Origin of the sequence: Haloferax prahovense DSM 18310 (genome assembly GCF_000336815.1) — an archaeon.
GTDB lineage: Archaea > Halobacteriota > Halobacteria > Halobacteriales > Haloferacaceae > Haloferax > Haloferax prahovense.
Window position 1 is genome coordinate 58773 of the sequence record NZ_AOLG01000013.1, and the last position, 22182, is coordinate 80954.

Genomic DNA, 22182 nt, shown 5'->3' on the forward strand with positions numbered 1-22182 from the left:
GGCGCGGGCGCAACGTCGCTGCTAGATGAGACCGTCAACGCTGATCTTCGCGTTCGGTGGACTCCTGTTCGTGCTTCCGATTCCCGGCACGTTTATCGCCGGCGCACTGGTGCTCCTCGCGGGAGCGCTCGCGCGGTGGCTCGGTTCGTAACGGACCACCGCGAGCGACCACGAACCGGTCGGACGGCCGAGCGTCGGCGGCGACGGCTCAGTACTCGTCGCCGGCGTGGAACAGCGTCCGCTCGCTCGCCTCGTAGATGTTCATCAGTTCGTTGATGAGGTCGTCGTACTCCTCGTCGTCCTCGCGGAGCGCGTCGAGTCGGGCGACCGTCTCGTCGTCGAGGTGAATCTGCGGCATACCTACACTCACGCCACGTGACACCTTAAGCGACGTGGGGCATCGAATTCGACTGCCGTCGAACCCCGAGAGCGCCGCCGCTGGGCGAGAAGCGTATCGAAACGAAGAGCCGGCGGAGTGCCGGGCGGAGACGACAACCGGGTTCCGGTCCGCCGTGCGGGCGCGGCGAACGCTCGACGGTGAACGAATCACCGCCCGCGCGGGTTACTTGAACAGGGACTGGCCGGCGCTGCCGGAGACCTCGGTCAGACCGGCGTGCACGTCGGCGATGCGCTCGCGGATGTCGCGACCGACGACGCGGGGGTCGAACACGTCCTTGTTCGGCGACCACTCCGTTTCGTTGAAGAACGTGTCGCGGGCGTCCTCGACGCCCTCCGGCGGGACGATGGCGTTGGGGTCCTCGCTGTAGAGGTCGTAGGCGGTGCGCGTGTACTCGTACTGGTAGCGGGTGTCCTTGTTGACCTTGCAGATGCCGTGTTTGAGCATCTCCTGCAGTTGGTCGGGCTGGACGCCCGAAGAGCCGTGGAGGACGAGCGGCGTGTCGAGGCCGTGGTCGCGCAGGGCCTGTCGGATGTCGTTTGCGAGGTCCGGGCGGAGTTCGAGGTCCTTGCCCTTGGCGACGCCGTGCTGCGTCCCGACGGAGATGGCGAGCAGGTCCGCGCCCGTCTTGTCGACGAACTCGACGGCCTGCTCGGGGTCCGTGTAGAACGCCTCTTCGGCCTCGATTTCGTCCTCGACGCCCTTTATCTGGCCGAGTTCGGCCTCGATGAGGACGTCGGAGTCCGCGGCCTCAACCATCTCGACGACCTCGCGGCTCGTCGCGACGTTCTCGTCGAACGGCTCGTGGGAGGCGTCGATCATGATGGACGACGGGATGTCGAGTTCGATCTGCTGCTCGATGAACTCGAGGTCAGTCTGGTGGTCCATGTTGAGGAAGACGCCGATGTCGTACCGCTCGGCGACGGTCTCGATGTAGTTCCCCATGGCTTTCAGGCCCGCGACGGCGTCGCCGTCACCGGCGAACCGACAGGCCCCGCCGCTCATCTGCAACAGGAGGTCCGAGTCCATCCGGTCGGCCCCCTCCATGAGACCCATCATAATGTTCGGCTCCGCGATGTTACTCGCGATGAGGCCGAATCCTTCGTCGAGCGCCTCGTCGTACACTGTGGCGAGTTCCTCCCCGCCGTAGAACGGCATTATGCGTTCACCTCGGTTTCGTCAACGACTGCGAGACTAATAATGTATGGGAAGCGAGTTTCGATTCTGCACGTTTTCGTTTGTTCGCGTTCGAGTTAATTTTCGGCGGCGGGCGGAGCGCCGCCGCTGACGGGCGAGCGAAAAACGAAGAGCCGGCGGCGGCGTTACGAGAACAGCTTCTTCAGCCGGGCGAACAGCCCCTTTTCGGGGTCGCCGCCGCGGCGCACGGGTTCGTCCGATTCCGCGGCGTCGCCGGACGAGTCGTCGGTGCCGGCGTCGGCGTCGGCGTCCTCGCCGTCGTCGCCGCTTCCGAACGTGACCGAACCGGTCTTGCCGGCCTCGGCGAGTTCAACCGCTTTCTTCACGACGGCCTCGGCGTTGTTGACGCCGTCTTTGACCGTCCCCTTGACGACGAGTTTGCCGTCGAAGCGGTCGCGGCTGACCGACGTGTCCGAGGTGATGATGACCGCGTCGGCCTCGGCGATGGCGTCCGAGGACAGTTCGTCCTGCGTGCCCATCGCGCCCTGGACCTCGACGTCGATGTCGTGGCCGAGGCGCTCGCCGGCCTGCAGGAGGTTCTCGGCCGCCATCTGGCTGTGTGCGATTCCGGTCGGACAGGATGTGACTGCGACGAGTTTCATTGGTCTAGTGTAAGGATTTCCGCGACTTCAGCCTTGGTGTCGGCCTGCAGGACGCGCTCCGCGAGTTCACGGGCGTCCGCGGTGTCGGTCTCCGCGACGGCCGCCTTGACCTGCGGCACCGTCACGGCGCTCATGCTCAGTTCGTCGAGGCCGAGCCCGACGAGCAGTTCGGTGAGGTCCGGGTCGCCGGCCATCTCGCCGCACATGCCGACCCAGCAGTCCTCGCCCTCGGTCGCCGAGACGGTGGCGTCGATGGCGCGGAGGACCGCCGGCTGTCGGTAGTCGCCGAGGTCGGAGACGCGCTCGTTGCCGCGCTCTGCGGCCATCACGTACTGCGCGAGGTCGTTCGTCCCGATGCTGAAGAAGTCGACGTGCGGCGCGAACCGGTCGGCCATGAACGCCGCGGCGGGCGTCTCGACCATGATGCCGAACTCGGGCAGTTCGTTTTCGACGCCCTCGGAGTCGAGGTCGGCTGCGACCGACTCGAACCGCTCTCGGCCGGCGCGAAGCTCCTCGACCGTCGAGACGAGCGGGAGCATCACCGACAGGTTCGCCCCGTCGGCGCTGGCCGCCGCGCGCAGAAGCGCGCGTACCTGCGTCTCGAAGAGGTCCGCGTCCGGGCCGAGCGACCGACGGATGCCGCGCTCGCCGAGGAACGGGTTCTCCTCGTCCGGCAGGTCGAGGTACGGGACCGGCTTGTCGCCGCCGATGTCGAGCGTGCGGACGACGACGCGGCCGTCCTCGAACGATTCGAGCGCCTTGACGTACGCCTCGTACTGCTCGTCTTCGTCCGGCGGCGACTCGCGGTCGAGGAAGAGGAACTCGGTGCGGAACAGGCCGACGCCGTCGGCCCCGCGGTCGACGGCCGGCCCGAGGTCCGCCAGCGTGCCGATGTTGGCCGCGACCTCGATGTCGACGCCGTCGGCGGTCTCGACCGACTCGTGTCGAATATCCACCTCGGCGGCGGCCGCGGCGGCCTCCTTGCGCTCGTCGGTCGGGTCGACCACGAGGTCGCCCGACTCGCCGTCGACGACGACTTCGGTGCCGTCCTCGACGGATTGGAGTTCCTCGCCAACGCCGACGATGGCCGGCAGGGCGAGCGAGCGCGCGAAGATGGCCGCGTGGGAGGTGCGGCCGCCCGTCACCGTGACGAAGCCCGCGACGCGCTCGGGGTCGAGCTGCGCCGTGTCGCTCGGCGTGAGGCGCTCGGCGACGACGACGCTCCCCTCCGGCAGCGACGAGAGGTCGACCCGCTCGCCGTCCGAGAGGACGCGCACGAGCCGGTCGCGCACGTCGCGGAGGTCGTCGGCGCGCTCGCCCATGCGACCGCCCATGTTCTCGAACTGCTCGACGAACTCGGAGAACGTCTCCTGAACGGCGTGTTCGGCCGGGAGTCCGCCCTCGATGGCGTCGGTGACGCCGTCGGTTATCTGCGGGTCGTTGAGGAACTGGACGTGCGCGTCGAACACCGCGGCCTCCTCCTCGCCGACGCGTTCGGCGGTCCGCTCGCGCTCGGCTTCGAGTTCGTCTTCGGCGGCCGCGCGGGCGTCCTCGAAGCGCGCCAGTTCGGCGTCTTCGTCCACGTCTTCCGGTGCCGGCGGCTCGGGGAGGTCGGCGTCCGGTCGGTACCAGACGACGGTGCCGACGCCCGAAAGCGGTGTCACGCCGATGCCAGAGAGGGTTCGTTCGGTCATAGCTTACTGTTTGGCTTCGGGCGTCGAAAGGATGTCCTCTAGGGCGTCGAGTGCCGCTTCCGCGTCGTCGCCCTCGGCGACGAGTCGGACGGACTCGTCGTGGCCGACGCCGAGGCCGGTGACCGCGAGCATGCTGGCGGCGGGGACGAGGTCGTCCTCGTCGGCGCGCCCGAGCTGGATGTCGGCGTCGAACTCGTTCGCGGTCTCGACGAACTGTGAGGCCGGACGGGCGTGAAGCCCGTCTTCGGGGACGACCGTGACGGTCCGCTCCATCACTCGACCACCTCGGCGAGCACGTCCTGGACGGTCTGCTTGCTCTCGGCTTCGAGGAGCTTCTCGCGCACGTCCTCGTGCATGAGCGACCGCGAGAGGGCGCTCAGAATCTGCAGGTGGTCCTCGCCGCCCGCCGCGGGGACGAGAATCATAAAGAGGAGCTTCGCCGGCTTGTCGTCCATGGCGTCGAAGTCGATGCCCTCGGTCGAGCGAGCGAAGGCGACCGTCGGCTTCGAGACGGCGTCGGTCTTCGCGTGCGGGATGCCGATGCCGAAGCCGACGCCGGTCGTCGCCTCCTCCTCGCGTTCGAGGAGGGCGTCGAGCGCGGCGTCTCGGTCGTCGACGCGGCCGGCGTCGACCGCGAGGTCGAGGAGGAACTCGATGGCTCCCTCCTTCGTCGCCGGCGGCTCTTCGAGCGATATCAGTTCGAGCGGTGTGATGGTGCTGATGTCAGTGACGTCCATTGTATTGTACTTCGTTCGGGTCTGGAAAGATTAGTTCGGTGTGGTCAGTCGTCGGAGCTCTGGGCGGCCACCTTGGCGTCGAAGTTCGGCTTGATGGCCGTCGCGATGACCGCGGTGACGATGGAGCCCAGCAGGATGCACGCGATGAACATGAACGGCTGGTTCGACAGCGGAACCACGAAGATGCCGCCGTGCGGAGCCGGCATGTTCACGCCGAGCGCCATCGAGGCCGCGCCGGCGACGGCGCTGCCGGCGACGACGCTCGGGATGACGCGGGCCGGGTCGGCCGCTGCGTACGGAATCGCGCCCTCAGTGATAAAGGAGAAGCCGAGGAGCACGCCGCTCTTGGCGTTCTCGTACATCTCGGCCGCGTACTTCTGCGGCGCGATGAAGTTCGACAGCGCGAGGCCGATCGGCGGGACCATACCCGCGATCATGACCGCGGCCATCGGTGCGGTGACGCCCTCGGAGATGAGGCCGACGGAGAACACGTAGGCGACCTTGTTGATAGGGCCGCCCATGTCGGCCGCCATCATCGCCCCGAGGATGCCCCCGAGGAGAATCGCCTGTCCGCCGCCCTGCATGTTGCTCAGGAAGTTCGTGAGTCCCGCGTTCGCGATGGAAATCGGGACGCCCAGCACGAACAGCATGATGGGCGTGAGCACCGCGGTCGTCGCGACCGGGATGAGGAGCACGGGCATCATCGGTGCGATGAACTCGGGTACGTCGCGCTGCTTGAACCAGCGCGCGACGATGCCGGCGAGGAACCCGGCGACGATAGCGCCGAGGTAGCCCGCGCCGGCGGAGCCGCCCTGGAGACCGATGACGTCACCGGCCGCCTGCAGGACGTTACCCTGCTGGATGATGTACGACAGGATGAAGCCCGGTGCGAGGCCCGGACGGTCGGCGATAGCGTACGCGATGTACGCGCCGAGCACCGGAACCATAAGCGTCAGCCCAGCGACGCCGATCTGCGCGAGGAACCAGCCGGCGGTCCCCGTGCTGTTGAATACGTCTTGTACGTTGTTCGAAAGCGAGGCTACGGCGTAGCCCAGCGCCAGGAAGATTCCGCCGATAGTCACGAACGGAATCATGAACGATACCCCAGTCATGAGGTCCTCCTTCACCGAAGTGAGGTAGGACCGAACCGCGTCTTCTGCGTCGTTTGCCATAGTGTTGCCACCCCTACGAAAGAACATACGCAAATGTGCTCAAAAACCCTTTCGAATATGAACGTTACTGAGCGTTTCAGTCGTTAACAAACGTTCATCTGAGAATCATCGGCTCCGGACGGTCGTCACCTCGACGTGCGTTTCGTTCGTCAGCACGTCTTCGAGGTTCGGGACGCGGGTGCCCGCGACCCCGACGACGCGGGACGCGGTCAGAACGCCCATTCGGAGGGCGTCGGCGTCCGAAAGGCCGTGTTCGCGCGCGGCGAGGAACCCGGACATGACGGCGTCGCCCGCGCCGACCGTGTCGACGACATCCACGTCGAGCGCGGGCGCGGAGAGGACTTCGCTGTCGGTGACGAGGAGCGCGCCGTCCGCGCCGAGCGAGGCCAACACGTACTCGAACCCGCGCGCGTGAAGTTCCTCGGCGGCCGCGATGGCGTCGGCTTCGGTCTCGACCGTTCGGCCCGTCGCCGCCGCGAGTTCGGAACGATTGGGTTTGCAGACGTAGTAGTCGGCGTCCAGTTCGGCGAGGTACTCGCCGCCCATGTCCACCGCAATCTGCCAGTCGCCCGCGCGGGCGAGTCTATCGACGTCGTCGAGGGACATCCCCGGCGGGAGACTGCCGCCGACGAGGAGCGTGTCGGGCTCGTTCGCCTGCGCGGTTTCGACGAGTTCGTCCACGTCGGCTGCACGAATCTGCGGGCCGTTGTGATTGAGTTTGTACTCGCCGTCTTCCGCGAGCACGGTCGTGTTCAGGCGCGTGTCCGCGTCGACGGTGACGAAGTCCGAGGCGATGCCGTCGGCGTCAAGTCGGTCGCGGACGAACTTCCCGAAGTGGCCGCCGAGAAAGCCCGAGGCGGTCGCGTCGGCGTCGAGCGCCGAGACGTACTTGGCGACGTTGATACCCTTGCCGCCCGCGGTGAACACCGCGTCGTCGGTCCGGTGGACGACGCCGGGCTGAAGCGGTTCGTCGAAGTGAATCGTGTGGTCTACTGCTGGGTTCGGGGTGACTGTGAGAATCATCGTGCAACTCCGTCGACGACGGTGACGCCCGCGTTCTCTATCTCCTCGCGCGAGTCGGCGTCGAGCGTTCCGTCGGTGATAATCAGGTCGATATCTTCGAGCGATGCGAACTGGACGAAGCTCCGTCGGCCGAGCTTCGAGAGGTCCGCGACGAGAACGACCTTCGCGGCCTTCTCGACCATCAGCTCCTTCATCCGCGCCTCGTCCTCGTTCGGGGTCGTGAGGCCGGAGTCCACGTCCAGCCCGTTCGTACCGAGGAACAGCAGGTCGAAGTTCGTCCGCTCCATGAACGACTCCGCGGTCGGCCCCACGAGCGCCTTCGTCCGCCGCCGGAGCGTCCCGCCGGTGAGTTTGACCTCGTTGTCCTCCTCGTTCAGTTCGATGGCGAGCCGCGGCGAGTTGGTGACGCCGAGTATCGTCCCGTCCTTGGGGACCTTCCGGGCCACCTCCATCGTGGTCGTCCCCGCGTCGAAGAACACGACCTGTCCCTCGGCCAGTTCTTCGACCGCGCGGTCCGCAATCGCGCGTTTCCCTTCGAGATTCTGTACTTCCTTCTGCCCGTAGGTCTGCTCGCGCCCGACGGAGGTCACGGGGACGGCTCCGCCGTGCGACCGCTCGATGAGCCCACGGTCTTCGAGTTCGCGCAGGTCACGGCGTATCGTCGCCTTCGAATAGCCGAGGTGGTCGGACAGCGACTCGACCGACCGGCCGTCCGAGTCGGAGACGAGTTCGACGATGCGGCGTTTGCGCTCTGCTGGTAACATCGGTAGCGATTCCTCGTTAGGTGGAAGGTAGGTCGGGGAGTAGTGTTAATTGTTTATGTTGGATTCCGACCGTATATGCTCGAAACAGCCGAATCTCACACAAGAACGAACACGGGGTGCTCGACGGTGAGAAAACGATCAAAAACGAAAACGAGAACGCTCGAAACGAACGTCGAACCGTCGATTCGGTGGGCCGCCGACGCTCAGAGTCGGTCGAGAATCGCGGCGGTCACGTCCTCCGTGGAGGCGTCGCCGCCGAGGTCGGGCGTGCGCGGCCCGTCGGCGAGGACGCCTTCGACGGCCGACCGGACGCGGTCGGCTTCTTCCTCGTAGTCGAGGTAGTCGAGCAGCATCGCCGCGGACAGAATCGTCGCGGCCGGGTTGGCGATGCCCTCGCCGGCGATGTCGGGCGCGGAGCCGTGGACCGGTTCGAACAGCGCGGCGTCCGGGCCGATGTTCGCCGAGGGGAGCAGTCCGAGGCCGCCGACGAGGCCGGCGGCGAGGTCGGACAGCACGTCGCCCGCGAGGTTCGGACAGACGATGGTGTCGAACTGCGTGGGGTCGAGACAGACGCGCGTCGCGAAGGCGTCCATCAGGACTTCCTCGGTCTCGACGCCGCGGTCGTCGGCGACGGAGACGACGGCGTCGCGGAAGCGACCGTCCGTCTCGCGCATCACGTTCGCCTTGTGGGCGACCTGGAAACTGCCGCCCTCGCCGCCGACGTAGTCGCAGGCGTACTCGGCGAGTCGCTCGGACGCCGAGGTGGTGACCACGCGCGTGAGCGTCGAGAGGTCCTCGGAGAGGCAGTCCTCGTGACCGGCGTAGACGCCCTCGGTATTCTCCCGGAGGAAGACGAGGTCCGTCTCCGGGCGGAGCGCGTCGACGCCGGGGTAGGCCTTCGCCGGGCGGACGTTGACGAACGAGTCCACCGCGGTCCGAAGCGGCAGGATGACGTCCGCCGCGGTCTCGCCGGCCGCGCCGAACAGCGTCGCGTCGGCCTCTGCGGCGAGGTCGTAGGTCTCCTGCGGGAGCGCCTCCCCCGTGGCTTCTTTCACGTGGTCGCCCGCGTCGGCCTCGACGAACTCGAAGTCGCCGACGGCCTTCAGCACGTCAACCGCCGCCGGGATGACCTCCGCGCCGATGCCGTCGCCGGGGATGACGACGATTTCCTCAGTCATCGACGTAGGGCAGGGAAGCGGCTTTCTCGGCGACCGCGTCGGCGTTCGACTTCATGAGCGCCGTCGTGTCCCAGACGCCCTCGGTGAGCGCCTTTCGCTGTGCGTCGTCGACGGTCACGTCCACGGTCGTCTCGCCGTAGGTGACCGTCTCGTTTTCCACGTCCACGTCGATGTCTGCGTCCGGGTGCTCGTCGACCCAGTCCTGCAGTTCGGTGACCGTCTCGTGGTCCGCGGTGACCGTCGGGATGCCGAGCGCGAGGCAGTTGCCCGCGAAAATCTCGGCGAACGACTCGCCGATGATGGCGTCGATGCCCCAGCGCATGAGCGCCTGCGGGGCGTGCTCCCGAGAGGAGCCACAGCCGAAGTTGGCGTTGACGACCATGATGGCGGCGTCCTGGAACTGCGGCTCGTTCATCGGGTGCTCTTTGGGTTCGTCGTTCTCGTCGTAACGCTGGTCGAAGAACGCGAACTCGCCGAGGCCGTCGAACGTGACGACCTTCATGAACCGCGCCGGGATTATCTGGTCCGTGTCGATGTCGTTGCCGCGGATGGGAACGCCGGAGCCGGACGCCGAGTCGATTTCGGGAATCTCGTCGGTCATGCGACGCTCACCTCCTTCAGTTCGCGCACGTCAGTCACGTGCCCGGTGACGGCCGCGGCGGCGACCATCCGCGGGTTCATCAGGACGGTGCGACCGTCTTTCGACCCCTGCCGACCGATGAAGTTACGGTTCGACGAGGACGCCGAGGCCTCGTCGCCCTCCAGCTGGTCCTCGTTCATGCCGAGACACATCGAACAGCCCGCCTCGCGCCACTCGAAGCCGGCTTCCGTGAATATCTCGTCGAGGCCCTCCGCCTCCGCGGCGGCCTTGACGCGCTGACTGCCGGGGACGACCATCGCGCGGACGTCGTCGGCGACCTGTCGTCCCTCGACGACTCCCGCCGCGCGGCGGAGGTCGGGCATTCGGGCGTTCGTACACGAGCCGAGGAACGCCACGTCGATTTCGTAGCCCTCCATGGTCTCGCCGGGCGTGACGCCCATGTGTTCCTGCGCCATCCGGGCGGTGTCCTGCTTCTCCTCGGGCAGGTCCTCGGGGGCCGGAATGGGCTGGGTGATGCCGACGCCCTGTCCGGGCGTGGTCCCCCACGTGACGACGGGTTCGAGTTCGGAGCCGTCGATGGTGACGACGTCGTCGTACTCGGCGTCCTCGTCGGAGCGGATGGACTCCCAGTACGGCTTGAGTTCGTCGAACCGCTCGGGGTTCTCCTGGAAGTACTCGGTCTCTTTCAGCCAGTCGTAGGTGGTCTCGTCGGGGTTGACGTAGCCCGCGCGAGCACCGCCCTCGATGGACATGTTACAGATGCTCATCCGACCCTCCATGTCGAGGTTCTCGATGGCCTCGCCGGCGTACTCGTAGACGTAGCCGACGCCGCCTTCGGTCCCGAGGCGACGGATGATTTCGAGGATGACGTCCTTGGCCTCGACGCCGGGGCCGAGTTCGCCCGTGACCTCTATCTTCCGGACCTTCTTTTTCTCCATCGCGACCGTCTGAGTCGCCAGCACGTCGCGAATCTGGCTCGTACCGATACCGAACGCGAGCGCGCCGAACGCCCCGTGGGTCGAGGTGTGGCTGTCGCCGCAGACGATAGTCATGCCGGGTTGGGTGAGTCCCTTCTCGGGCCCGATGACGTGGACGATACCCTGTTCGCCCGAGGTCGGGTCCGAGAAATTGATGCCCGCGTCGCGGACGTTCTGTTCGAGTTCAGCCATCATCTCCTCTGCGGCGTCGTCGCGGAACGGCCGCGACTGGTCCGACGTGGGTACGATGTGGTCGACCGTCGCGTGCGTCCGGTTCGGGTAGGCGACTTCGAGGTCGCGTTCCTGCAGCATGCCGAACGCCTGCGGGCTCGTCACCTCGTGGATGAGGTGCAGGCCGCAGAACAGCTGGGTCTGGCCGGTCGGAAGCTCCGAGACCGTGTGTTCCTCCCAGACCTTGTCGTACAGCGTTCCCTCACTCATGTCCGTCACCCGGTACGACGCGGTCGTCGCGGCCGCGTTCCCAGACATGGTTCGCGCCCTCGCCGTTGCGGGGCGTGTGATCCACGTCGCCCATCGTCTCGGTCTCGGTCTCGGTCGCGTCCGTGTCCGTCGTCGCGGGCGTCGCGTCGCTCCGACCGCCGTCGGTGACGGCCGGGCCGCGCTCGTAGACCGTGGTGAACGTCTCGCCCGTATAGGGGTTCGTGTGGCTGATGTCTCGCATTCGGTCGGTCGTGTCGTCGCGTGTCATTGGTGTCGTGTTCAGTCGTCCGCCGGTGCTTCGGCTTTCTCCGCGTCCGCTTCTTCTTCGTCGTCGGCCCACGCGAACAGGTCGCGCAGCGGCGCGCCGACCTGTTCGATGTGGTGGTTCTCTTCTGCGTCCTTGAGCTGGGAGTACGACGGCCGGCCCGCCTGGTTCTCCAGAATCCACTCGCGGGCGAAGGTGCCGTCTTGGACCTCCTCCAGAATCTCTTCCATGTTCTCGCGGGCGTGCTCGTCGACGACGCGGTCGCCGCGGGTCAGCCCGCCGAACTCGGCGGTGTCAGAGACGGAGTCCCACATCTCGCCGAGTCCGCCTTCGTACATCAGGTCGACGATGAGCTTCAGTTCGTTCAGGCACTCGAAGTACGCCATCTCGGGGGAGTAGCCCGCGTCGACGAGCGTCTCGTAGCCCTGCTTGACCAGCGAGGTGACGCCGCCGCAGAGGACGGCCTGCTCGCCGAACAGGTCGGTCTCGGTCTCTTCTTGGAACGTCGTCTCGATGACGCCCGCACGGGTGCAGCCGAGGCCGTGCGCGTAGGCCAGCGCCTCCTCCTTGGCGTCGCCCGTCACGTCCTGGTAGACGGCGATGAGACCCGGCGTCCCCTCGTTCGCCTCGTAGTTGCGGCGGACGAGGTGGCCCGGCGACTTCGGTGCGACCATCGTCACGTCGACGTTCTCCGGGGGCCGAATCTGGTTGTAGTGGATGTTGAAGCCGTGGGCGAACTGGAGCGTGTCGCCGGCCTCAAGGGAGTCTCGAATCTCCTCGAACACCGCCGGCTGGACGGTGTCGGGGACGAGCACGGAGACGATGTCGCCCTCGGCGGCCGCCTCGGCCGGCTCTTTGACGCGGAGGCCGTCGGCTTCCGCGGCGTCGCGGGACGAGGAGTTCGCGCGGAGGCCGACGACCACGTCGACCCCGCTGTCGGCGAGGTTCTGCGCGTGGGCGTGGCCCTGACTGCCGTAGCCGATGACGGCTACGGTCTTGTCGTCGATCTGGGAGCGGTCGGCGTCGTCGTCGTAGTAAACTTCCGTGGTGAGTTCTGTCATTGCGTGTTCGTGTTTGGTTTGGTGGGTTCGCCGGAGGTTCCGGGTTCCTCTCCGGGGACGGTCTTCTTCGAGCCGTGGGCGAGCGCGGTCTGTCCGGTCCGAGCGATTTCGATGATGCCGAACCGCCGGAACGCGTCCACGGCGTCGTCTATCTTGCGCTCGTCGCCGGAGAGTTGGACCGTGATGGTCTCGGGGCCGGCGTCGAGGGTGCGGCCGTCGTACATCTCCGTGATGGCGTGGACCTTGTCAGGGTCCTCGCCGCGGACTTTCAGGAGGACGAGTTCCGCGCGGACGGCGTCGTCGTCCAGCTCGCCGACGGAGATGACGGGCTTGAGCTTCGCAAGCTGTTTTTCGATCTGGTCGATGCCCGGTTCGGGCTCCTCGACGACCATCGTGATACGGGAGTGGCCCTCGACGGTCGTCGGGCCCACGGTGAGGCTCTCGATGTTGAACTGGCGGCGGGCGGCGAGGCCGGCGACGCGCGAGAGCACGCCGGGTTCGTCCTCGACGATGGCCGAAAAGACCGTTCGCCGCGGTTCGTGTTCCGATTCCGCTTCGGGGTCGATGCGGATGCCCTGCGCGTTGCGTCGGCCGTCGGGGTGTGGCCGCTCGTCGGGCGCGGGGCCTTGCAGTCCTGTCCGATTGTCGCTCATAACTGGTCCTCCGAGAGTGCAAATTTGCCGTTCGCGCCGCCCGAGGAGACCATCGGGTAGACGTTCTCCGCCGGGTCGACGTGGAAGTCGATGACCGAGGGGCCGTCGTACGCGAGCGCTTCCTCGATGGCGCCGGGGACCTCCTCGTAGGAGTCGACGGTCCAGCCGCGCGCGCCGAACGCCTCGGCGAGCTTGTCGAACTGGGGACACCAGTCGTAGCCGGCGGCCATGCGTCGGCCCTCGAAGAAGGCGTCCTGCCACTGGCGAACCATCCCGATGTACTCGTTGTTCAGGATGGCGACGGTGATGTCGAGATTCTCGCGGACGGCGACCGACAGCTCCTGAATCGTCATCAGGAACGAGGCGTCGCCGTCGACGCAGACGACCGTCTCGTCGTCGTCGGCCGCGACCCGCGCGCCGATTGCGGCGGGCAAGCCGTAGCCCATCGTGCCGAGACCGTGGGACGAAACCCACCGCCGCGGCTCGGTGAACGTCCAGTACTGGGCGGCCCACATCTGGTGTTGACCGACGCCGCTCGTGACGATGGTCTCGTCGGGCGTGGCCTCGTCGAGCGCCTCGACGACGAACTGCGGCTTCAGCGGCTCGTTGTCCGGGGCCGCGTAGTCCATCGGGTACTCCTCCTTCCAGGTGAGACACTGTTCGACCCACTCGCGCGCGTCGGGACTCTCGCCCAGTTCGGCGTCGACGCGCTCGATGGCGCGACCGGCGTCGCCGACGACCGGGTAGTCCGCGTGGACGTTCTTCGAGATTTCCGCCGGGTCGATGTCGATGTGGACGATTTCGGCCTCGGGCGCGAACGTGTCGATACCGCCGGTCAGGCGGTCGTCGAACCGCGTGCCGACCGCGATGAGGCAGTCGGTGTGCGTGATGGCCATGTTGGCGTAGCCGGTGCCGTGCATCCCCGCCCACGACAGGCAGAGTTCGTGGTCTTCCGGCATCGCGCCGATTCCGGGCATCGTGGTGACGACCGGAATCCGGTGTTCGGTCGCGAACTGCCGGGCGACCTCGGTCGCGTCGGCCTTGACGACGCCGCCACCGAACAGCAGGAGGGGCTTCTCCGCGCGCTCGATTGCGCGCGCGGCGGCCTCGACCTGCGAGTCGGCCGGGTCGGTGCGGGCGCGACACGTTTCGGGTGCCTGCGCCGGACCGGGCTCGCGGTCGGTCTCGTTGAGCGAGACGTCCTTCGGGAGGTCGACGAGCGTCGGGCCGGGTCGTCCCTCCGCGGCGAGCGCGAACGCTTCGCCGACGGTGTCGCCGACGGTGTCGGGCGACGAGGCGAAGTAGTTGTGCTTCGTGATGGGCGCGGTGACGCCCGTGGTGTCGGTCTCCTGGAACGCGTCGGAGCCGACCATGTCGGACGGGACCTGTCCCGTGAGCGCGAGCACCGCGTCGGAGTCCATGTTCGCGTCGGCGATGCCGGTCACGAGGTTCGTCGCGCCCGGACCGGACGTGGCGAGGCAGACGCCGGGGTCGCCGCGAACGACGCCGTACGCGTCGGCCGCGTGCGCCGCGCCCTGCTCGTGGGCCATCGTCACGTGACGGATGTCAGAGTGGTACAACGCGTCGTAGATGGGCATTATCGCCCCGCCCTGCACGCCGAAGGCGGTCTCGACGCCGGCGTTTTCGAGGGCGCGGACGACTGACGTCGAACCCGAGGTAATCTCGGTCGGCGTCTCGGTCGAATCGTCTGCCCCGTCGGTCGCGTCGGGGTCGGTCGTGGCTGCGGTTCGTTCGCTCATGTGTGGGCTCCGTGGTGTGTGGTCGGTCGTCGATACGGACTGTCTGGTGACTGCGTGTGGTGCTGGTGCGCCATTGTGGGGACTGCGGACGTGTCTGAAAACGGTGCGAATACGCGGGACGGAGAGATGGTGTGGTAGGGGGCTATGCCCCTACAATAATGAGCGACCGAATCGCACCGACGGCGGCGGCGCTGGCCCCGGCTTCCGAGGTCGCGCGAACCGCGTGTTCGTCGTGCGAGGTCATCGTATGCCACACGTCCGTCCCGGCCGTAATAATGCTTTCGCGGCGGGCAACGATTGCACGCCGCGCGGGAGGTCGGACGCGAGCAGGGCGGTCGCCCCGTAGGGCCACAGCCCGGCGCCATCAGGCGCGGACCTCCTCCTCCGTGTCGTCCTCGTGGGTGATACCCACGTCGCGGGCGAACACCTCGAGCGTCGCGTCGTCGACGCGTTCTTTCTCCGCGCCGTGGTCTTTGACGCGGCGGGTGACCTCCCGGACCTCGGCGTCCGAGGGTTCGAACCCGATATCTGCGAGGCGCTTGCGTACCGAGTGCGTCCCCGTGTGCTTGCCGAGTACGAACTCGCGGGTCGCGCCGACCATCTCCGGGGTCATGACGCCCGGTTCGAAGGTGTCGGCGTTCTCGATGACGCCGGCGGCGTGAATACCGCTCTCGTGGGAGAAGGCGTTGCGGCCGACGACCGGCTTGTTCGCCGGGACCGGGATGTCGGACGCCGCCTCGACGACGCGAGCCAGCTCGGTTATCTTCGTCGTGTCGATGCCGGTGTCGACGCCGTAGAGGGATTCGGCGGCCATGACGACCTCCTCGTAGGCGGCGTTACCGGCGCGCTCGCCGATGCCGTTGACCGACACCTGCGCTTGTGCGGCGCCGGCTTCGAAGCCGGCCATCGCGTTCGCCGACGCCAGTCCGAAGTCGTCGTGCGCGTGCACGTCGATTCTCGCGTCGGTGTGCTCTCTGACCGTCGCCACCATGCGGGCGAAGCGAGTCGGCGTCGCCACGCCGCAGGTGTCCGGCAGGTTGATCCAATCGACGCCCGCCTCGGAGACGGCCTCGACGACTTCGATGAGGAAGTCCTCGTCCGTTCGGGTGGCGTCCATCGGTGAGAACATTACTTCAACGCCCGCGTCGCGGACGTGTTCGACACTGCGGACGGCCCGCTCGACGGCTTCCTCGCGGGAAGCGTGCATCGAGTCGGCCAACTGGACGTCGCTGGTGCTCACGAACGTGTGCACCATGTCCACGCCGGAATCCAGCGCGGCTTCGATATCCTTGTCGACGACGCGGGCCAACCCGCACGTCGTCGCGTCCGTCGAAGCAGCGATATCTGCGACTGCTTCGAACTCCGCTTCCGAGTTCACCGGGAACCCGGCCTCGATGACGTGGGTACCCATGTCGTCGAGGGTTTCGGCGATGTCGCGCTTTTCCTCGTAACTGAACGAGGTTCGCGGTGACTGTTCGCCGTCGCGGAGTGTCGTGTCGAAGATTCGTACGTCTTCGATTTCAGATTGTTGGGCTAATGTGCCCTGGAAGAACTCGACCCGCCGGGGAACCCGACGAATCCTCCGTGTCGTTGTGAGACATCGTGTCAGTGACGTGCCCGAACTCATATTTAAACGTTTCTCCCCGACAGTATCACGAACGTTCAGCGGGTGTTGCGTGACAACCACTCTCGGGGCTAATCGCTGTACCTAAACGTCCTTATATGATATCATGACATATGTTGACTTGATATGTCTGCTCGTCGTTCGATAGCTTCTGAGTAATAATATAACTAAATAGAGTTTAGAAACAAAATTTAGCACCCGGTGCGCGCACTCTCGACTGGACAAACGTGGAGCAAACTGCGACTGTCGTGTGAAACGTGATACCAATGTGCGTGTTTGTGCCGTCGAGGCCGTTCACTGCTCGACCGAACCCTTTTCTCGTCGCTCGACAACCGAGCGGGTATGGGCGATTTCAATCTCAACTTGCAGACGGCCGAAGAACACCTCGACGAGGACGACGCCGAGGGTGACGTGGTCCTCGGCGTCCTCGACGGGTCGACCCCGTCCGAGGAGTGGGTCCAGTCCGTCGCCCGCGGAAACGTCCTCTTTCTCGCCATCGAGGGCGACCTCAACAAGCTCGCGTCGGGCTTCGCACGCGACATCAAGGATATGGGCGGCCAGCTGATGCACTTCCGGAAGTTCCTCGTCGTCTCCCCGCCGGGCGTGGACATCAACACGGACGACCTCTGACCGGGCGGCCCGCTTCGCGGTCTCCGCGGTCCCGACGAACGGAACGAACCGACCAGAACCGGGCGCATCGGCCGCGGGGAGAGTTCTTATGCGCCGCGCGCCCCACGATACTGGCATGCCGATGAAAGGTCGCGGTACCTCCGACCTCCGCGAAATCGACCGATGGGACCACGGCGTCGGATGGCTCGCGTACCCCGACGAGACGATGCAGCGGGCCAGTCACGCCGTCGAAGTCGACGGCGACGTGTGGCTGTTCGACCCCGTCGATGCCCCCGGCGTCGACGACCTGTTCGCCGAATTCGGCGACGTGGCCGGCGTCGTGGTCGGACTCGACCGACACAAACGCGACTCGGCGGCCATCGCCAACCGCCACGAAGTACCGGTCTACGTCGCCTCGTGGATGACCGGCGTCGCCGACGAACTCGACGCGACCGTCGAACGCTTCGGGGCCGACCTCGCCGACTCCGGCTTCGAGGCGTTCCGTCTCGTCGACCGCTCCGTCCCGCCGTGGCAGGAGGTCGGCTTCTATCACGACGGGTACGACCTGCTCGTCGTCCCCGAATCGGTCGGCACGGTCGGCTACTTCTGCGCCCGCGGCGAGCACCTCGGCGTCCACCCGATGCTCCGGCCGTTCCCACCGCGGCGCGTGCTCTCCCGGTACGACCCCGAGCGGCTACTCGTCGGCCACGGCGCGGGCGTACCCGTGAACGCGGGCGACGAACTCCGGACCGCACTCGGCAACGCCCGACGAAACCTCCCGAGCGCCTACCTCCGGTCGCTCACCTCGATGCTCTCGAACTGATGTCAGACGACACAACCGCCGTCGGCAACGAGACCACGCCCGGCACCGAGACTGAGTCTGACCGCGCGACCGATAGAGCGGTCGACGAGTCGGAGCGACAGCGAGTCCACGTCACGCGAGGGCTCGTCGACGTGCTGCTCGATATGGCCGAGGAGGCCGAGCCGGCGTCCATGAACCTCGTTCTCGCACCGACGCCCGCCGGCGAATTCGACGACGACCTCGGTCTCGACCCGGAGACGCCGGTTCTCACCCACTTCTACATGGCCGAGGCCGGCCAGTCCGTGAGCGCCGTCTTCGGGATGGACCTCGGGACGCCGGCCGGCCGCGGCCGCGCCCGCTTTCTCACCCACCCGCAGGGGCCGTTCGAACTCACGGAGCGCGACGACCTCGCGGCCGTGGTGCTCCTCGCCGTTCCCCCGTGGGAGGGGCGGACGCTGGCCGCCTTCGACCGCGCCGGGCGGAAGTTGAAACTCGTCGTGCTCGACGCCGAACCGCCGCGGGAAGAACTCGACTGAGCCGACCCCGTTCGGCCGGCCGGCGCTGCCGGCCCGCGGGTGGCGGCCGCTCGCCTCGGCCGACTACCGCAGATAGCCGAGGTCGGTCAGCTGTTCCGCTATCTCCTGGAACTCCGACTCAGAGAGGTCGCCGCCGGAGCGCTCGTGTTGGATGACGATGCTGCGCAGGAGGAACCGGACGAGGTCGCTCGTACTCGAGAACGTGGTTCCTTCGAGCGTGTCGTCGACGCGAGCAGCCAACTCCTTCGGTATCGAGACCGTCGTGTACTCGGTCATGGCTCGAACGTGGCTCCGGGCGGGGTTAACCCCAACGGTGGGTCACGAACCAAACGCCCGTCGCGGTTTTTCGGCGCTCACCGGCGGTATCACCGAAGGTCGGGGGTTTTTCCATGCGGGACATCCTATACACGTTCGATGGCCGCGAGACCGCCCCAAAACGATACGTCAGAGCCGGACTCAATCGAATTCGGTATTGCTGCGCTCGCCGCCGACGTCGACGCCGCAGACATCGACTACCCGGCAGACGCAAGAGAGATTGCGCGGGCGCTCGACGACGTCGCCGTGCCGATAGACGCCGCGGGCAACACGGTCGCGATAAGCGACGCCCTCGCCGCCGCGCCGAAAGACCGGTTCGACTCCCGCCGCGACCTCTTGGAGACGCTCCACCCCGTGTTCGAGGAGTTCCGCGCCAAGGCGTCGAAGAGTCTGATGGGTCGGCTCCGTTCGCTCGTCCCGTTCTGAAGGCGGTCTCGGTCGATTCACCCGGTTCCGACGGCCCGGCGCGAGCCGACGCCGACGCTCACTCCAGTTCTTCGATTCGTTTCATCTGCTCGCGGTGTAACGAGAGGATGAGGTCCGAGAGCACGCCGAACATCAGTAGTTGCACGCCGAAGAGGATGCCCGCCGCGGAGACGACGGCGATGACCTCGTGGGAGATAGCGCGGACGAACCACTCGTAGGCGACGTAGCCGGCGAGGCCGACCCCGGTCGCGGTCGACGTGAGCCCGACGCTCCCGAAGTAGAAAAGCGGGTTGTTGGTCTTGGCGCGGCGGTACAGTTCGAGGAAGATGATACCGCCGTCGCGGACCGGGTTGAGGTTCGTGTCCGACCCGTTCGGTCGAGGGTAGTACGTCGTGGGGACGACCGTCGTCTCGATGCCGCGTTTCGCACACTCGACGGCCATCTCCGTCTCGATGCCGAAGCCGTCGGAGGTGAGGGTCATGTCGAGGAACGACTCGCGGGTGAACGCGCGGTAGCCGCTGAGGATGTCGCGGAAGTCCTGCCCGTGGATGAACGCGAACGCCCGGTTGATGATGCGGTTTCCGACCTTGTTCAGCCGCGTCATCGCGCCCGGCCGCATGTCGGCGAAGCGGTCGCCGATGACGTGTTCGTACCCCTCGGTGAGCGGGTCGAGCATCTTCGTCGCGTCGCCCGCCTCGTAGGTTCCGTCGCCGTCGAGCATCAGGACGTACGTCGCTTCGACGTGCTCTTCGACCGCCTCCCTGACCGCCTGTCCCTTCCCGCTCCCGCGCTGTACGACGACGTGCGCGCCGGCCTCCTCGGCGAGTTCCCGCGTCCCGTCTGTGGAGTCGCCGTCGATGACGAGGACGTTGTGGAACCCCTCGTCTCGGTAGCTGGCGACGACCTCGGCGATAGTCTCCGCCTCGTTGTAGGTTGGGACGAGGACGCAAACGTCCGCGTAGTCCATCAGCGGGACATCCAGCGGACAGTATAAAAGGACTTCTGGATGTGTCCCCGCGAATCCGCGGGGCGAGAGCAACCTACAGCACTTTTATTCTTGGTGGGAAAACCACATTCCATGCGCGCACGCCTCCGTCGCCTCCTCGTCGCGACGTTCGGACTCCTCTCTCTGACGGGGGTCCCCTACCTCGTCTACCTCGCGTTGCTCCGGGTCGTCGACACCTCGGGGTCGCCCGCCCGGAAGTCCCCGGACGAACCGACCGTGAGCATCGTCCTCCCGACCTACAACGAGGCGAGCATCATCGAGGCGAAGCTCGAAGACATCCTCGCGCTCGACTACCCGATGGAGAAAGTCGAGGTGGTCGTCGCGGACGCGAGCGACGACGACACGCCCGCGGTCGTCCGCGACTTCTTCGCTGGACGCGACGCACCCGAACTGACGCTCCTCCACGACGACGAGCGCCGGGGAGTCGCACCCGCCCTCAACGAGGCGTTCGCGGCGGCGAGCAACGAACTGGTCTTCCGAACCGACGCCGACTCGAAGCTCGCACCGGACGTGCTCCGGCAGGCGGCGGGGAACCTCTCGGACCCGACCATCGGCGCGGTGACGGGCCAACAGTCCGAAGTCCTCGGCGACAGCGAGGTCGAATCGGACTACCGCGGTATCCTCACGAAGATTCAGGGCCTCGAATCCCACCTCGACTCGACGTTCATCTTCCACGGCCCCTGCTTCGCGTTCCGCGCCGAGGACTTCGTCCCCATCGCCCCCGACTCCCTCGCCGATGACACCGAACTCGCGCTTCGCATCCGCCGGGCCGGTAAGCGCGTCGTGATGGACCCCGCGATGGCGTTCACCGAGTCCGGCGTCTCTAAGTTCTCGAAGCGCCGACAGCGCAAGGACCGCCGGGCGATGGGCCTGCTCAAACTCCTCGTCCAGAACCGAGACATGCTCGGCCGCTACGGGTTCTACGGGACCGTCGTCCTCCCGTTCAACTGGTGGTTCATGGTCGTCTCGCCGTGGCTGCTCGCGGCGACCGTCGTGCTGGCGACCGCTGCCGGCGTCCTCCTCGCGGGGCCGCTCGGCCTCGCCGTGCCGGGTGCCGTCGCCGCCTTCGCGTGGGCCGGCCAGTCCGAACGCCTCGGTCCGCTCCAGCCACTGTACGCCGTCTTCGACTCGCAGGTGTCGCTGCTCGTCGCCGCGGTCGAACTCCTCCGCGACGAGGGCGACGGCACGTGGGAACTCGACCGCGAGTCGAGGGAGTACTTCGAATGAACGTCCTCTACGTCACGACGCGGTATCCTCCGCACACCGGCGGCGTCGAGGCACACGTCGCCGAGCTCGCGACCCGGCTCGCAGCGGCGGGACACGACGTGACGGTCCTGACCGCCGACGCCGAGGGACTCACCCGCTCGGCGGAGTACCGAGACGGCGTCCGGGTGATTCGACACCCCGGCGTCGCCCCCGGCGGCGCGTTCCACGTCGCCCCGGAGATACTGGCGACCGTGCGCCGCCTCGCCCGCGGTGCCGACCTCGTCCACGCCCACAACTACCACTCGCTTCCGCTCCTGTTCGCGGCGCTCGGCGTCGCTGAGACCCCCTTCGTCGCCACGCCGCACTACCACGGCGGGAGCGCCTCCGACCTGCGGGACAAACTGCTGTCCGTCTACCGAGCCCCGGGCGGGTGGGCGCTCCGCCGCGCCGACGCCCGCATCGCCGTGAGCGACTGGGAGCGCCGCCGACTCGCAGACGATTTCGGGGTCGAGGCGACGGTGATTCCGAACGGTCTCGACGTGGCGCGGTTCGCCGAGGCGTCGCCCGACCCCGAGTGGGCGGACCGAACCTACCTCCTCTCAGTCGGCCGGTTAGAGGAGTACAAAGGCGTTCAGCACGTGATTCGAGCCCTCCCCAACCTCGGCTGTGACCTCGTGGTCGCCGGCTCCGGCGACTACGGCCCGGAGCTGAAGCGACTCGCCCGCGAGGTCGGCGTCGAAGACCGCGTTCACTTCCTCGGCTTCGTCGCCGACGAGGATCTACCGGGGCTGTACGCCGGCGCGGCGGCCTTTGTGACGATGTCCGAGTTCGAGGCCTACGGGATGACCGTCGCCGAGGCGCTCGCCTCGGGAACGCCGTGCGTCGTCCGCAACGCGGGGGCGCTCGTCGACTGGGCGGACCGCGACGACTGCGTCGGCGTCGACCCCGCGGCTCTCGTTTCGGGCATCGAGCGCGCGGTCGACCTCGACGCGCCGGCGGAACCGCTTCCGGCGTGGGAGTCCGTGGTCGAGCGGACGACCGCGGTCTACGACACGGTCTGTCGGGGCGGCTGGAACGCGGCGCACTGAGAACCGGGTCGGGTCGGGTCGGGCTGAGTCGATGCGGCGGCCCTCGAC

General features: G+C 67.1%; 26 protein-coding genes. 7 read left to right on the plus strand and 19 right to left on the minus strand.

From position 1 onward, the window contains the following. Window positions 1–25: 25 nt before the first annotated feature. Window positions 26–151 carry a hypothetical protein gene (locus tag C457_RS21035; RefSeq protein ID WP_255409903.1) on the plus strand — a complete coding sequence of 42 codons (126 nt, stop codon included), beginning with the start codon at window positions 26–28 and terminating at the stop codon, window positions 149–151. A 57-nt stretch (window positions 152–208) separates the two neighbouring features. On the opposite strand, the gene C457_RS20595 is transcribed toward C457_RS21035, so the two are convergent. The 17 genes from C457_RS20595 to C457_RS07630 form a co-directional block, all read right to left on the minus strand. After that, a complete protein-coding gene (locus C457_RS20595) occupies window positions 209–358 on the minus strand; it encodes a DUF7557 family protein (RefSeq protein WP_004043442.1) in 150 nt (49 codons plus the stop codon). A gap of 204 nt (window positions 359–562) precedes the next feature. Next, window positions 563–1555 (minus strand): class II fructose-bisphosphate aldolase, encoded by a 993-nt coding sequence (gene fba, locus C457_RS07555; RefSeq protein ID WP_008093360.1) that lies wholly within the window; start codon window positions 1553–1555, stop codon window positions 563–565. A gap of 164 nt (window positions 1556–1719) precedes the next feature. Next, window positions 1720–2196, minus strand: coding sequence for a fructose PTS transporter subunit IIB (gene ptfB, locus C457_RS07560; RefSeq protein WP_049913440.1), 477 nt, complete (start codon window positions 2194–2196; stop codon window positions 1720–1722). Beyond that, on the minus strand, window positions 2193–3890 hold the full coding sequence (gene ptsP, locus C457_RS07565) for a phosphoenolpyruvate--protein phosphotransferase (RefSeq protein ID WP_008093364.1): 1698 nt from the start codon (window positions 3888–3890) through the stop codon (window positions 2193–2195). The genes ptfB and ptsP overlap by 4 nt, the downstream gene beginning before the upstream one ends. 3 nt (window positions 3891–3893) lie before the next feature. Continuing rightward, on the minus strand, window positions 3894–4163 hold the full coding sequence (ptsH1, locus tag C457_RS07570; RefSeq protein WP_008093366.1) for a phosphocarrier protein HPr: 270 nt from the start codon (window positions 4161–4163) through the stop codon (window positions 3894–3896). After that, complete coding sequence (gene ptfA / locus C457_RS07575) at window positions 4163–4627, minus strand: fructose PTS transporter subunit IIA (protein ID WP_004970773.1); 465 nt, start codon at window positions 4625–4627, stop codon at window positions 4163–4165. Before ptfA ends, ptsH1 begins: the two co-directional genes overlap by 1 nt. Before the next feature lie 44 nt (window positions 4628–4671). Next, window positions 4672–5799, minus strand: a complete 1128-nt coding sequence (gene ptfC, locus C457_RS07580) for a fructose PTS transporter subunit IIC (protein WP_004977002.1) — start codon at window positions 5797–5799, stop codon at window positions 4672–4674. 105 nt (window positions 5800–5904) lie between these two features. Beyond that, window positions 5905–6822, minus strand: coding sequence for a 1-phosphofructokinase (pfkB, locus tag C457_RS07585; RefSeq protein WP_008093369.1), 918 nt, complete (start codon window positions 6820–6822; stop codon window positions 5905–5907). Then, on the minus strand, window positions 6819–7586 hold the full coding sequence (gene glpR / locus C457_RS07590) for an HTH-type transcriptional regulator GlpR (protein ID WP_008093371.1): 768 nt from the start codon (window positions 7584–7586) through the stop codon (window positions 6819–6821). Before glpR ends, pfkB begins: the two co-directional genes overlap by 4 nt. Before the next feature lie 203 nt (window positions 7587–7789). After that, window positions 7790–8764 (minus strand): 3-isopropylmalate dehydrogenase, encoded by a 975-nt coding sequence (gene leuB, locus C457_RS07595; protein WP_008093373.1) that lies wholly within the window; start codon window positions 8762–8764, stop codon window positions 7790–7792. Continuing rightward, window positions 8757–9365: a 3-isopropylmalate dehydratase small subunit gene (gene leuD, locus C457_RS07600; protein ID WP_008093374.1), complete on the minus strand. Its 609-nt coding sequence runs from the start codon at window positions 9363–9365 to the stop codon at window positions 8757–8759. The genes leuB and leuD overlap by 8 nt, the downstream gene beginning before the upstream one ends. Then, window positions 9362–10783, minus strand: a complete 1422-nt coding sequence (gene leuC / locus C457_RS07605) for a 3-isopropylmalate dehydratase large subunit (protein WP_008093377.1) — start codon at window positions 10781–10783, stop codon at window positions 9362–9364. The genes leuD and leuC overlap by 4 nt, the downstream gene beginning before the upstream one ends. Then, entirely contained in the window at window positions 10776–11051 is a 276-nt protein-coding gene (locus tag C457_RS07610; protein ID WP_008093378.1) for a hypothetical protein, read from the minus strand. Before C457_RS07610 ends, leuC begins: the two co-directional genes overlap by 8 nt. Window positions 11052–11062: 11 nt before the next feature. Continuing rightward, window positions 11063–12109, minus strand: a complete 1047-nt coding sequence (ilvC, locus tag C457_RS07615) for a ketol-acid reductoisomerase (protein WP_008093381.1) — start codon at window positions 12107–12109, stop codon at window positions 11063–11065. Then, window positions 12106–12762: an acetolactate synthase small subunit gene (ilvN, locus tag C457_RS07620; protein WP_008093383.1), complete on the minus strand. Its 657-nt coding sequence runs from the start codon at window positions 12760–12762 to the stop codon at window positions 12106–12108. The genes ilvC and ilvN overlap by 4 nt, the downstream gene beginning before the upstream one ends. Then, window positions 12759–14522: a biosynthetic-type acetolactate synthase large subunit gene (ilvB, locus tag C457_RS07625; RefSeq protein ID WP_008093385.1), complete on the minus strand. Its 1764-nt coding sequence runs from the start codon at window positions 14520–14522 to the stop codon at window positions 12759–12761. Before ilvB ends, ilvN begins: the two co-directional genes overlap by 4 nt. 364 nt (window positions 14523–14886) lie before the next feature. Then, window positions 14887–16149, minus strand: coding sequence for a LeuA family protein (locus C457_RS07630; protein WP_008093387.1), 1263 nt, complete (start codon window positions 16147–16149; stop codon window positions 14887–14889). Window positions 16150–16488: 339 nt separating this feature from the next. Between C457_RS07630 and C457_RS07635 the strand changes: the two genes are divergently transcribed. From C457_RS07635 to C457_RS07645, 3 genes are all read left to right on the plus strand, one after another. Continuing rightward, window positions 16489–16776 carry a DUF5779 family protein gene (locus tag C457_RS07635; protein ID WP_008093389.1) on the plus strand — a complete coding sequence of 96 codons (288 nt, stop codon included), beginning with the start codon at window positions 16489–16491 and terminating at the stop codon, window positions 16774–16776. Between the two features lie 115 nt (window positions 16777–16891). Further along, window positions 16892–17578: a hypothetical protein gene (locus C457_RS07640; protein ID WP_008093390.1), complete on the plus strand. Its 687-nt coding sequence runs from the start codon at window positions 16892–16894 to the stop codon at window positions 17576–17578. Next, on the plus strand, window positions 17578–18093 hold the full coding sequence (locus C457_RS07645) for a hypothetical protein (protein ID WP_008093392.1): 516 nt from the start codon (window positions 17578–17580) through the stop codon (window positions 18091–18093). The genes C457_RS07640 and C457_RS07645 overlap by 1 nt, the downstream gene beginning before the upstream one ends. Window positions 18094–18156: 63 nt before the next feature. On the opposite strand, the gene C457_RS07650 is transcribed toward C457_RS07645, so the two are convergent. Further along, a complete protein-coding gene (locus tag C457_RS07650; protein WP_004976972.1) occupies window positions 18157–18369 on the minus strand; it encodes a ribbon-helix-helix domain-containing protein in 213 nt (70 codons plus the stop codon). Between the two features lie 138 nt (window positions 18370–18507). On the opposite strand from C457_RS07650, the gene C457_RS07655 reads away from it, so the two are divergent. After that, window positions 18508–18834, plus strand: coding sequence for a hypothetical protein (locus tag C457_RS07655; protein ID WP_008093396.1), 327 nt, complete (start codon window positions 18508–18510; stop codon window positions 18832–18834). Window positions 18835–18892: 58 nt separating this feature from the next. On the opposite strand, the gene aglJ is transcribed toward C457_RS07655, so the two are convergent. After that, on the minus strand, window positions 18893–19801 hold the full coding sequence (aglJ, locus tag C457_RS07660; protein ID WP_008093398.1) for an S-layer glycoprotein N-glycosyltransferase AglJ: 909 nt from the start codon (window positions 19799–19801) through the stop codon (window positions 18893–18895). A 111-nt stretch (window positions 19802–19912) separates the two neighbouring features. Between aglJ and C457_RS07665 the strand changes: the two genes are divergently transcribed. Both C457_RS07665 and C457_RS07670 read left to right on the plus strand, forming a co-directional pair. Beyond that, the gene (locus C457_RS07665; RefSeq protein WP_008093400.1) at window positions 19913–21067 is read left to right on the plus strand and encodes a glycosyltransferase; all 1155 of its coding nucleotides are present in this window, start codon (window positions 19913–19915) and stop codon (window positions 21065–21067) included. Then, window positions 21064–22134, plus strand: coding sequence for a glycosyltransferase family 4 protein (locus C457_RS07670; protein WP_008093402.1), 1071 nt, complete (start codon window positions 21064–21066; stop codon window positions 22132–22134). The genes C457_RS07665 and C457_RS07670 overlap by 4 nt, the downstream gene beginning before the upstream one ends. Window positions 22135–22182 lie beyond the last annotated feature (48 nt).